The organism is Parabacteroides goldsteinii (assembly GCF_020091425.1).
Lineage (GTDB): Bacteria > Bacteroidota > Bacteroidia > Bacteroidales > Tannerellaceae > Parabacteroides > Parabacteroides goldsteinii.
Map to the genome: position 1 here is coordinate 6,705,904 of NZ_CP081906.1, position 12,378 is coordinate 6,718,281.

Here is a 12,378-nt window from a genome sequence, read left to right on the forward strand (position 1 = left end):
TTTAACAATAAATCTACCATGAAGCAGATGTATGCATTATATATAGGAATTGGGAAGTATCTGGATATCCGGTCAAAAGAATTGGCAGGTTATTTGATAAATCTTCTTTCAAGTCTTTATCAGGTTCATTTGATAGGGGATTTGTTTAATGACCAATCTCAGGAGTTAAGAAAATCTTATGATTTAATTTTTATTCAGAACTCTATTTGTCTGATTCATTATAAAAAATTGATCAAACAGTATGTGAAATGCCCGGTATTATTTGTTACAACTACCCAAAATATAGATAGTTATGTTGCTCCTTTTGAAAATATGTTTGGTGTATTAAATATGGGAAATATAGTTCTGTCTACTCTAGGGATACCAGAAGAAATGGAAATCCGTCTTTGTTGTCCGGTGGAAAGGACAGGTAATTATTATTTTTACGAACAGCAGCCGGAGGTTTGTCGTATCGTTTATTGTCCAACCGGAAATTCAGTAGGCGAGAACGATTTCAAATTGTTGACTTTTCTGGGGCAAACCAATGCCTCATTGACCATTGTTTCCGATGAATATGCGTGTTTGAGAAATGCCTTTCCTCCTTTCGTGACAGTTGTGTCGCGCTCTTCTTGGTTTTCAGCTTATAAGCAAGCGCATTTAGTGGTGGCATCCGGTTCGGAAGCTGTGCAGGCATTAGCTTTATGCAAACCTTGTGTCGTTATGGGTGATTACGGTTTGGGCGGATTGGTGACTTCGGAGAATTATGTCCAATTGCAATCTGTCCATTTTAAGGGGCGTAAGGGAGGAAGCTTCGGAGAATCGGTTTCTCCAGTTTTGCTCGAATCAGTGATACGAAAAGTGTTTGCATTTGACCGACGGGAAGATGTTTTAGCTCTTCAGAAACAGGTATTGGCAATTTATGGAAAGCATGTATTTAAGACAAAACTGTTACAAGAGATAGAGCGGATTACAAACATGTCTACATATATGAACAATCGTCAGAAACGGTTGTTATTGAAACCCTGTTTGTCTTCACTTTTTGCGGTGGAAGAATTGGATGGTAAATCGTATCTGAAGCGCGGATTGATTTGTTTCGAAGAACTGGATCAGGAAATGATCGATTTGTTGGATCAGTGTGATGGGGCAGTTTCTATTCAGGAACTGGCGGAAAGGAATGGATACGACCGTGAAGATTTGGAAATCTTATGGTCGAACTTGTATGAGTTGTGGAAAGAGAAACTAATCCTTTTTGCCTTATGAAACAGTTGCCGAATTTTGACCTGAGCATTGTGGTACCGTTGGGTGACCGGTTGGAATCGTTTGTGGATAGTCTTCCTTTGCGTACGGCTTATTACGAACGGAACGGCATAGAGGTTGTCTTGCTGGTGGATGAAGAAGCGGATTGTCGAAGTTTGTTGGCATGTATCCGTAAATACCCCTTTATCAGTTGGAAAGTGGTGGCCGGATCGTGGCAAAATAGTGCGGTAGCCTATAATGAAGGTATCTGTCAGTCGATAAAAAACTATATCCTGTTGATGTTCCCTGAATCTCTCTTTCAAGCGGATGTCATTTATGAATTGCGTGTGACGCTGGATGAATACCCGTTGCATTATGCGATCGGTTTTTCCTATGGCTGTTTGATGGTGAAGAAAGAGTATTTGGATTTGGTTGGTGGTTATGATGGACAATTCGATGTACTGGAAGGGGCAGAAGAAAACCTGTGTCGACGTATGGAACTGGCGGACATTCACCGTTTATATTATCCAGATGCCTTGTTGCAACTGGGGGAAAGCCGGTTATCGGAAGCTTGGGAACAAAGCGTACCAGAGGATCTTTTGTATGAAATGTTGTTACCCATAGAAAGCAAGGCAGACAATCGATCAAAAACGGGATCGGGAAAGTTGCTTTATGATTGGCAAGAACATCCATATGCAAATGAACAGTGTCGGGAGTATCTTTCGGCATTGAAGCAGTTCGATATTCCGTCTGACGTGGTCTTTGAAAAGTTTTATCCATTGATTGCGTTGATCCCGACTTATAATGAGTCGGAACGGATCACGGATTGTCTTCGGAGTGTGGAGAAATATTGTGACGGGATTATCTTATTAGATGATGACAGTCAGGATGATACGTATGAAATTACTCAATCCGATAAACTTTTGTTGAAAGCTCAGAAAGTCCGGACGGAGTTCAACGACAAGCAGAATCGAAATATGTTGTTGGATATTGCGTCCTTTTTCAAGGTGGAATGGTTTATTTTTATTGATGCGGATGAACGGTTTGATGATAGATTTATGGATTTGCGAGAGGTGATAAAAAGAACAGATGTAGATACTGTAGGAATTCAAATTGCAAATTTGTGGGATAGTATGGAGACATATAGGGTGGATAAGGAAGCTGGTATATCTTCAAATAGTAGATTTTGGTTAAGATGGAGAATGTTTCGTAATAAAGGATGGATGCAGATAATAAATCAAAGGACACTTCATTTTCCATCTATACCTTATAAAAATAGTTATAGATGTTTTAAAGCAAAGACTTTGTTAATTCATTTAGGATATTTGAATCTAATTGATCGGCAGCATAAATATGATTTTTATCAGGTAGAGGATAGAGATAGAATATTGAATTATGATATAATATTAGATGATAATTATGATGTTGAAAATATTCATGATATATCCTTTTATATGTTATGAATATTTCTGTAAATATATAATTACTGTGAAATTGTAGCTATGCAGTAGCTTGAGTCAGTTCTAGGAACTCAAGAATGAGCTATGTAATTTTTAAAATTATGATTTTATATGAGAAAGTTATCGAAGTTGAATTTAAAAAAAATTGACTTAGTAGAATTATCTAAGGAAGAAATGAAAAGTATTGTTGGAGCTGAATCAGGTTGTTCTGCTTCGTCTTGTGTAGGATCATGTTCTGTACTTGTATGGGGCATAATGCACTATGGGTCTTGTGATTGGGATACTTCTACAGGCTCTTTGCAATGTGGATGTAAATGGTAAGACTTGCCATCGCGAGAAATAAGAATGGAAATGTAGTGCTAAAGAAAGCCTCTATTTGGGTTTATTTATCAATGAATTAGACTAAATAGAGGCTTTCGTCATTTTCAATGAATAATTTAGTATTGTCTTTTAATTGTGTAATTTTATGAAAAAAGTTCTTTTGTTTCTTTTTCTCATAGCATATTGTGCTTGTTCCAATTCTAAAAAAGAAAGTTGCAAATCTATAGATATAGAAGATGCATTAATACATCTTGAAGGACTTTTTGTTACGGATATTAGTGAGCATGTTTCATATATTCCATTGGAAACAACTGATGAATCATTGATTGGGAAGAGAGCTTATGTCAGATTATTGAAAGATAAATTGCTTGTTGGTTCTTTTCAACAGCCTATAAAAATGTTTGATAAAAAAACAGGACATTTTATTAAAGTTATAGGGGGAATAGGGCAAGGAATGAATGAGTATGTGTTACAAGATGGAATTCCTGTCTTTTGGGTAGACGATAAAGCTGAAATAATATATGTACAAACAGAAGGAAAAAAAATGTTACGTTTCGATGCAAATGGAAATTCACTTAGTAGTATAAATTTGCCTGATAGTTTTCCTCGTTTGACCGAAGTTCCTCAAATCTCCATGGGAGATAAGCTGTATGCTTATAAACAAACATTGTTTAATAAATCTGATTATAAAATATTTATATATAATATTCAAAATGGAGAAGTACAAAAGTGTTTTTATAATGAGGATGAGGTTTTGCCTTCTGATTTCTCTCAAACCCCTGTTTTTTTTACAGGGTTTGGAAATATACCAGTGTCAACATGTTGTCAAATATTTGCCTTGAAAGATGGTCGAATGGCTTTTTTTTATACAGAAAACCCTTGTTTGTGGAGTTTTGGTGATAATGTTTATTTTAAGGAAAATTTTAATGATACAATTTACGAAGTTGTAGAGAATAAAATGAATCCAAAATTAGTTTTTAATTTGGGAAAAATGCATTGTGATTATAAAGATCGATTTAAAGTTGAAGATAGTAAAATAGCTATAGATTATATCTTAGAGGGAAAGACTTCTTTGTTCTTTGTTTTTGAAATGAATTATTATAAGGGTCCAGAGTCAAAAACTTATTGGGGAATTTATAATAAACAAGATGAGTTTGTTAAAGTAACGGATAAACTTCAGATAGAAGATGCGAAAAATGGTACTTTTACAGGAAAACTACAAACTGCAACAGCTGATGGTAAATTAATAGGATTAGTAGATGCTGCTTCTTTTATGGAAAATGTCAAAAATGAAAATGTTTTTAACATGTCTGAAGAGGATAATCCAGTAGTTGTTATATTTGAATAATATAGATTTAATTATGAAAAATATGAATGTATTTATAGAGTTGTTGAGATGCTTAAATGTGAAATATACCCATGGGTATGCAATGGATATATATAAAGGTAATCCTTATCATAATAGTCTATATGGTTTGTCTATGATGTTGTCTCATTATAATGTGAAAAATACGGCTGTTGAAATTAAAAATAAAAAACAAATAATAGATATAATATGTCCATTTATAGCTTATGCTAGTCATAGTTTTATTTTGGTTAAAAATATAAAAAATACTTATGCTTATTGTTCATTTAATGGTGAAGAAATGAATATATCTGTCGATGAATTTATTTCTATTTGGTCTGGTATTTTGTTGGTTCCTGAGGTGAGTGAAGAATCGATTGAACCTAATTATCATGAAAATAAAGTAAAAGAGTTTGTTGATGTGTTTTTTTTAAAAATATTGTATATTGTTTTATTTCTAGGAGGGGTACTCTCTCTTATTTTTTTAGGATTATTGAATGGGGAGGATGCTGTTTTAGGAGGTGTATTGCTGTTTGGACTATATATGTTTTCTATTATTGCAGAAACAGATGAATGCAAAAAGTCTCTATGCTGATAAATTATGTTCGCTTTTTAAGAAAAGTAACTGTAATGATATTCTTGAATCTGATGCCTCAAAATTTTTAGGTTTGTTTTCGTGGAGTGAAATCGGTTTCGCATATTTTGCTTCTACTTTTTTGATATGTATTTTGTTTCATTATTGGTTGTTTTATTGTGCATGGATTAGTGTTTTTGCTCTTTTTTATACATTTTGGAGTATTTGGTATCAACGTTTTAAAGTGAAACAATGGTGTCCGATGTGTTTAATTGTAATGGGAATATTTTGGTTGTTGTTTATTTTTTATGCGTATTTTGGCTATTTAACAATGCGACCTTTTAAACTTATTGAGTCGTTCTGGATATTACTATTATATGTATTACCATTTTTAATCGTTCATCAGTTTGTTTCTATTTTAACTGATTCTTTATCTAAAAAGGAACTTATGTATGAGGTGAATAATATTAAAATGAATGAAAATGTGTTTTTGGCTTTGTTGAAATCTAATGAATATTATGACGTTTCATGTTCTACGTCACAAATAAGATTTGGAAATCTACGGGCAAATATATTAATTTCTGTATTAACTAATCCTCACTGTGAACCATGTGCTAAAATGCACTATCGTTTGAATAATCTATTATCAAAGACTGGCGATAAATATTGTCTACAATATGTCTTTTCATCTTTTGAGGAATCCTTGTCTGTAAGTAATAAGATGTTAATTGCAGCTTTCTTCAAATATGGATCTGTTGATGTTATGAAAGTTTATGATGATTGGTTTACAAATGGAAAATATAGGAAAGAAGAATTTTTTTTGCAAAAAGGATTATTGGTGGATAGTATTGTAGAAAATGAGTTTGTTAATCATGAGGAATGGATTAGGAAAAATCAATTGCGTACAACTCCTACAGTCTTAATAAACGGATATATGTTACCTTTTCAATATAAAATAGAAGATTTAGAATTTTTAGAGATAAATTGGACCTAGTAATCATGTTTTTTATAATTATAATACTTTATTTTTTAGCATGAATGAAAACTTATTGGTATACTAATATAATAATATAAAAATACGGTTATTCATGTTATTTTGAGAGTTTATTAATCTACATTCCAAATCAATTATTTGAACTACGTTTTAGTCAATTGATTATTGATGAGGAATAAAAATTGAGTAACTATGCTTGTTTGTTGATGTGTGTAGTTTGCAAAAAATAACATAATTATGATGTGTTTTTTTCCATATTATCTTCAATTAGATGCTGCAGATTGTGGTCCTACTTGTCTTCGTATGATTGCAAAATATTATGGGCGTAATTATTCTATTCAATATTTACGGGAACATGCCTTTATCACTCGTGAAGGAGTTTCAATGCTTGGGATTAGTGATGTTGCTGAATTAATAGGGTTCCGTACAGTAGGTGTACAGATAACGTTGGAACAATTGCGTAGAGAAGTTTCTATGCCTTGTGTTTTACATTGGAATCAGCGTCATTTCGTAGTTTGTTACAAAATAAAAAATGGGAAATATTATATAGCTGACCCAGCCGCAGGTCGAGTGGTATTTGATGAAATGGAATTTGGACATTGTTGGTTTAGCTCTTCAGTAGAGGGGAAAGATACAGGGACAGCCTTGTTGTTTGAACCGGGGCCAGAGTTTTATAAACGGCAAGATATGGAGGAACTGAAAAATAGAAAGTTATCATTTTTCTTTCGCTATCTAATACCCTATAGACAGGAACTTTTTCAGTTGATTTTAGGGATGCTAACCGTAAGTATCCTACAACTGATTATACCATTTCTGACACAAAGCCTAGTGGATACTGGTATTAGGGATGGAAATCTGAACTTTATTACATTGATATTGATAGCCCAGTTAGTGATTTTTATGGCGAAGTTGTCTGTTGATTTTATTCGTAGTTGGATCTTACTGCATGTCAATACCAGGGTTAATATATCATTGATATCAGATTTCTTAGCAAAGCTCATGCGGTTGCCTCTTCATTTTTTTGATACGAAGAGAGTGGGGGATATCATGCAACGTATTAGCGATCATAATCGTATTGAGGCTTTTATGACAGGATCTTCGATTAGTACATTATTTTCTTTTGTCAATTTTGTGGTTTTCGGTTTTGTTTTGGCATATTATGATCTGTCAATACTTGGACTTTTCTTGTTGGGAAATGGATTGTATGTAACCTGGATTTTGGCATTTATGAAGTATCGACGTGAACTGGATATCAAACGTTTTTCACAGGCTGCCAGCGAGCAAAGTAATTTGTTTCAATTAGTGACCGGTATGCAGGAAATCAAACTGAATAACTGTGAAACAGAGAAACGCTGGGAATGGGAGCGTATTCAGGTGAAATTATTTAAGATTGGTATAAAAGGTTTAGCTTTAGGGCAATATCAACAGCTCGGGTCGGTGTTTTTTAACCAAAGCACCAATATCCTTATCTCCTTCATCGCAGCCCGGGCTGTTGTTTCCGGTGAAATGACGTTAGGTATGATGATGTCATTGACATATATTGTAGGGCAATTGACATCTCCGATCGAGCAGTTTATCGGTTTTGCGCGTTCGTTTCAAGATGCGAAGATCAGTCTGGAGCGTTTAGGGGAGATTCATCAGCGGGAAGATGAAGAGCAGACTTTAGCTTTGAAAGTGAATACTTTACCGGAGAACCGGGCGTTGCATATCGAGGATGTGAGTTTCAGTTATGATGGGGCGGACCGGGATTATGTGTTGGAGCATATAAATCTGGCAATTCCGCAACATAAAGTGACGGCTATTGTCGGTGCCAGCGGAAGCGGAAAGACGACGCTGATCAAATTGTTGCTCGGGTTTTATGATCCGAATAAAGGAAATATCAAAATAGGTGATCTGTCCTTGAAGAATATGAATCCGCATGTATGGCGTGCGCATACGGGATGTGTGATGCAGGACGGATTTATCTTTTCGGATACGATTGCAAAGAATATCGCTATTGGTACAGAAGTGATCGATAAAGAACGGTTGTTGCATGCCGTGACTGTGGCTAATATCCGTGATTTTATTGATTCGCTACCATTGGGCTATAACACAAAAATAGGTATGGAAGGAAATGGTGTAAGCCAGGGACAGCGGCAACGTATCCTGATTGCACGTGCTGTATATAAGAATCCTGAATTTATCTTCTTGGATGAAGCCACAAATGCTTTGGATGCCAATAATGAACGGGAAATAATGGAACATCTGCATCAGTTCTATAAAGGAAGGACGGTGGTTGTTGTGGCTCACCGGCTGAGTACGGTGCGGGATGCGGATAATATAGTGGTACTGGATAAAGGACAGGTCGTGGAGGAAGGGACGCATGAGGAACTGACGGCACGACGGGGTGTATATTATAAGTTGGTAAAGAATCAATTGGAATTGGGTTCGTAAGGGCGGTTCGCGAACCGCCCTTACAGGGGACAGTCGTATGGAAGCAGGAAAAGAAATAGAATTACGCAGCGAAGAGGTTCAGGAGGTGATGGGACAGATCCCGGCCTGGATTGTGCGGTGGGGGATTACGATCTTGTTTATCGTGGTGCTGGTGCTTTTGGTGGGTAGCTATTTCTTTAGATATCCGGATGTGATCACGACGGAGATGACATTGACAAGCCGGCATCCGGTGGCGGAGGTGGTGGCCCGCTCGTCGGGAAAGATAAATGAGCTTTATGTGTTTAACGGACAGGAGGTGAAGATGGGTGCTCCGTTGGCGGTGGTTGAGAACCCGGCCAGGACGGAGGATGTGTTCCGGCTGAAGAAGTTGTTGGCACGTTATCAGGAGCAGCCGGAACGTCTGAGCTATTATCTGTTGCAGGATGTGTGGCTGCTGGGGGATATTCAGTCGGCTTATATGAGTCTGGCATCGAAAGATATTTCAGCCCGCGATTACCGGGCTTCGGTCGGACAGTTACTGGCGGCGATCCGTGTCTGGGAGATGTCTTACTGCCTGGTGGCGCCGTCGGATGGAAAGGTACAGTTGCTTGTGCAAGGGGCTCCGAACCTTTATTTGTCGGCGGGAGATATTTTTGCCCGTATGGTGCCTGAGGGCGGGGAGACCTGGATCGGGCGGGCCTTATTACCGATTCAGCGGTCCGGAAAGGTGAAGGTCGGGCAGCGGGTGATTGTGCGGTTTACGAATTTCCCGGATCAGGAGTTCGGTGTCGTGAACGGGCGTTTGTCGTCAGTTTCGCTGGTGCCTTCGGAAGACAATTATATGGTGGAGATTGCCTTCCCGAACGGACTGACCACCAATTATAGGAAGAATTTGCCTGTTTCTTATGAAATGAAAGCCACAGCCGAAATTGTAACCGATGATGTACGTTTGATAGAACGTTTCTTCCAGCCACTGAAAAAGGTGCTGAAGGAGGGATTTTGAAGTTCTTTACGCTACTGGTTTTCTTCGTTTTTTCGGCTTTAATATGAAAAGCCTGTCCGGCAAGATCCATTTTATAGAAATAAAGTTTCTATCTTTGGATATCTCAAATGATTAAATTTAACCGATATGAAGGAGATTGCATCATGTGTGATATTTTTTATGTTTTGTCCGCCTTCATCCAATTATGAAATAACTGTTGGGCGTCCAAATCTTTGTCATGTAAAAGAATAACGGAGTAAACAAAATGATATGCAGATGAAAATATTAATTTTTATAGAGATAATCATCCTGTTTGTGATGACGGGGTGTGGAGGAGGTAATTCATCGACTGATGATTTTATAACAGTAGACGTAAATAAAAGTTATTCCTCCAAAAAAGAACTGATTCTTCAAGACTTCATGGATGTGGAGTATATTGCGCTGGAAACAAATGATGATTTTGTTAATCAAGGGTTTGTGCAGGCTGTGGGCAAAGAATTCATATTAGTAAAAAACTATAGGGATGACGGTGATATTTTTGTGTATGACCGAACCGGGAAAGCTATCCGTAAGATAAATCGTAAAGGGCAGGGAGGGGAGGAATACATCTCTTGTAGAAGTGTTACATTGGATGAAGAAAACAATGAAATGTTTATAAATGATCACTTTGCAAAAAAAATAAAGGTTTATGACTTGGAGGGAAATTTTAAGCGAAGTATTAAACAGAAAGAGGGTGGTAATACCATGTTTTATTGGGAAATATTTAATTATGATAAAGAGAATCTGATTTGTTACGATGAATTGAATGAAGAGATACCATTCCTGCTCGTATCGAAACAAGACGGGAGCATAACCAAAGAAATTAAAACCCCGTTTAAAGAGAAGAAGGTATTTATTCAACTTTTAAGGGATGAAGGAGGGACAAGAGCTGCCGGACCAGGAGATTATAGCAGAATAACTCCATTTAAGGGTAATTGGATCCTATTAGAACCATCGTCAGATACGATCTACACTTTAATGCCCGATTACAGTTTACGTCCGTTTATTGCGCGAACACCATCTGTCCACACCATGAATCCGGAAGTTTTCCTGATTTTAAAGTTGGTTTCCGAGCGTTATTATTTCATGGAAAGCATAAAGAATGTATATGATTTTAGTAAAGAAGAAGGGTTTCCGAAAACGTACTTAGTGTACGATACACAGGAAAAGGATTTTTTTAGATATGTCGTATACAATGGTGATTATTCTTATAAAAAAGAAATCTATATGGTTACGCTGAGCCCTATAAATCCAAAAGGCGAATTATGTTCTTCTATAAATGCTTTTAATCTTCGCAAGGACTATGAAAAAGGAAAGTTGAAAGGCAAGCTCAAAGAAATCGCCGCGACATTGGAGGAGGATTCTAATCCGGTGATTATGTTGGTAAAGGCTAAAAAGTAAAAAGTATTGACAGTATTAGAAAATAATATCATTCAAATAAAAAAGGATTTACAACAAATTACCGATATGCTCTTACTTAACGGTACATTAAGCGAATGTCCGGGCGGGGAGACCTGGATCGGGCGGGCCTTACTGCCGATTCAGCGGTCCGGAAAGGTGAAGGCCGGACAGCGAGTGATTGTGCGGTTTACGAATTTCCCGGATCAGGAATTCGGTATCGTGAACGGGCGTTTGTCGTCAGTTTCGCTGGTGCCTTCGGAAGACAATTATATGGTGGAGATTGCCTTCCCGGACGGACTGACCACCAATTATAGGAAGAATTTGCCTGTTTCTTATGAAATGAAAGCCACAGCCGAAATTGTAACTGATGATGTACGTTTGATAGAACGTTTCTTCCAGCCACTGAAAAAGATACTGAAAGAAGGGTTCTGAAGTTTTTTTGTTGTCTCTTTTGTCTCGTTTAGTGGCTTTCGAGCCGGGAAGGATGAACAATCCCCTTCCCGGATTCGTATGAAAAAGTTACTGATGGCACAGCTGGGTGCCGAGCCTACCGTCCAGCATTTTAATGAAATAGTGATAAATCTTCCGGAGAATGAAAAAGCCGGTTTTGTGAAAGGTACTTTCGGGTTGGCTTTCTCTGAGTGGGGAAACCTGAATGTTGCTTATCGTGAGTTTTTGGTCGCATTGATAAAGAGTAAACGACAGCAGTTTGTGGAGTTTGTTCGCAAGGATACGGTTCTGGGGGAATTCCTGTACGATCTGAAAGATAAAGAGTTGTTTGTGAAAATATTAAATCTGTTTGAGCGACCGTCTAAAAAGCATAAGATTTCTTATTCCAAGTTGGCTTTTTCTTTTTTGCTAGGGTTTAAGATGGACTTGGAAGTCAAGGGATTATCTGACAAAATCAGGTACGCCAAGGTGGATACGGATGATCTGGTTGAGTTGTTTGAGTTGATTGAGAAAGTAAAGTTAAGCTGAAGTTTATATTTAAAGAATATAAAATATGGGCGTTTCAGAAAAGCAGTAAGAACCGGGATTATAATCTCTTTCTTGATCGTTTAAAAGATCAACAACTTGATTCTTATGTGATTATATTGTTTTAGCTTCCTCTTCTTATTGCTTATTGCCTCTTTTTTACCGCCGTATCTTTGTGTTGTACTTAATTATTCACTTAAAAACATTTTTAATTATGGCACAAGGTTACAAGTTGGTTCTGCGCCCGTCGGAACCGGGAGTCAAAGGTTCCAAGAAGTTGTATTATGCGGTATCTAAAAGTACGGGATTTACGGATATCAGACGTTTATGCAAGTTGGTTGCTGCTAGAAGTACGGTATCGAGTGCGGATGTGAAAGCGGTACTGGATAATCTGAATTATATTCTGGATCTGGAATTGCAGGATGGTCGTATTGTTCAGTTGGGGGAATTCGGTAATTTCCGTATTACGGTCGGAAGCGAGGGCGTGGAGGATAAAAAGAAGTTCTCTGCAAGTATGATTCGTGCTCCGAAGATTGTTTTCACTCCCGGGTTTGATTTGCGTGAGACTAAGAAAACGATGGGTTATTCTTTGATTACTCCGGAAGTTGAAAAAACGGAGAATCCCGGAGGTGGTGAGGATCGTCCGGAAATCGAGTAATT

Annotated in this window: 11 protein-coding genes and 1 pseudogene; all 12 read left to right on the forward strand. The window is 37.3% G+C overall.

Annotated elements, in window-relative coordinates; genetic code table 11:
- The first annotated feature begins 18 nt into the window (after nucleotides 1-18).
- Nucleotides 19-1,239 (forward strand): hypothetical protein, encoded by a 1,221-nt coding sequence (locus tag K6V26_RS27485; RefSeq protein WP_129698362.1) that lies wholly within the window; start codon nucleotides 19-21, stop codon nucleotides 1,237-1,239.
- Nucleotides 1,236-2,678, forward strand: a complete 1,443-nt coding sequence (locus K6V26_RS27490; protein ID WP_129698363.1) for a glycosyltransferase family 2 protein — start codon at nucleotides 1,236-1,238, stop codon at nucleotides 2,676-2,678. The genes K6V26_RS27485 and K6V26_RS27490 overlap by 4 nt, the downstream gene beginning before the upstream one ends.
- A gap of 108 nt (nucleotides 2,679-2,786) precedes the next feature.
- The gene (locus K6V26_RS28760) at nucleotides 2,787-2,996 is read left to right on the forward strand and encodes a TIGR04149 family rSAM-modified RiPP (RefSeq protein WP_129698364.1); all 210 of its coding nucleotides are present in this window, start codon (nucleotides 2,787-2,789) and stop codon (nucleotides 2,994-2,996) included.
- A gap of 145 nt (nucleotides 2,997-3,141) precedes the next feature.
- Nucleotides 3,142-4,344 (forward strand): 6-bladed beta-propeller, encoded by a 1,203-nt coding sequence (locus K6V26_RS27500; RefSeq protein WP_129698365.1) that lies wholly within the window; start codon nucleotides 3,142-3,144, stop codon nucleotides 4,342-4,344.
- 13 nt (nucleotides 4,345-4,357) lie between these two features.
- Nucleotides 4,358-4,936: a cysteine peptidase family C39 domain-containing protein gene (locus K6V26_RS27505; RefSeq protein ID WP_224264349.1), complete on the forward strand. Its 579-nt coding sequence runs from the start codon at nucleotides 4,358-4,360 to the stop codon at nucleotides 4,934-4,936.
- Nucleotides 4,911-5,909 (forward strand): vitamin K epoxide reductase family protein, encoded by a 999-nt coding sequence (locus K6V26_RS27510; protein ID WP_224264350.1) that lies wholly within the window; start codon nucleotides 4,911-4,913, stop codon nucleotides 5,907-5,909. The genes K6V26_RS27505 and K6V26_RS27510 overlap by 26 nt, the downstream gene beginning before the upstream one ends.
- A gap of 237 nt (nucleotides 5,910-6,146) precedes the next feature.
- A complete protein-coding gene (locus K6V26_RS27515) occupies nucleotides 6,147-8,342 on the forward strand; it encodes a peptidase domain-containing ABC transporter (RefSeq protein WP_224264351.1) in 2,196 nt (731 codons plus the stop codon).
- A gap of 37 nt (nucleotides 8,343-8,379) precedes the next feature.
- Nucleotides 8,380-9,324 (forward strand): HlyD family efflux transporter periplasmic adaptor subunit, encoded by a 945-nt coding sequence (locus K6V26_RS27520; protein WP_129698368.1) that lies wholly within the window; start codon nucleotides 8,380-8,382, stop codon nucleotides 9,322-9,324.
- A gap of 255 nt (nucleotides 9,325-9,579) precedes the next feature.
- Nucleotides 9,580-10,743, forward strand: a complete 1,164-nt coding sequence (locus tag K6V26_RS27525; RefSeq protein ID WP_129698369.1) for a 6-bladed beta-propeller — start codon at nucleotides 9,580-9,582, stop codon at nucleotides 10,741-10,743.
- Between the two features lie 114 nt (nucleotides 10,744-10,857).
- A pseudogene (locus K6V26_RS27530) lies at nucleotides 10,858-11,175 on the forward strand (HlyD family efflux transporter periplasmic adaptor subunit); the annotation flags it as partial.
- 78 nt (nucleotides 11,176-11,253) lie between these two features.
- The gene (locus K6V26_RS27535; RefSeq protein ID WP_224264352.1) at nucleotides 11,254-11,721 is read left to right on the forward strand and encodes a hypothetical protein; all 468 of its coding nucleotides are present in this window, start codon (nucleotides 11,254-11,256) and stop codon (nucleotides 11,719-11,721) included.
- 211 nt (nucleotides 11,722-11,932) lie between these two features.
- On the forward strand, nucleotides 11,933-12,376 hold the full coding sequence (locus K6V26_RS27540; RefSeq protein WP_009859586.1) for an HU family DNA-binding protein: 444 nt from the start codon (nucleotides 11,933-11,935) through the stop codon (nucleotides 12,374-12,376).
- The last annotated feature ends 2 nt before the right edge of the window (nucleotides 12,377-12,378 follow it).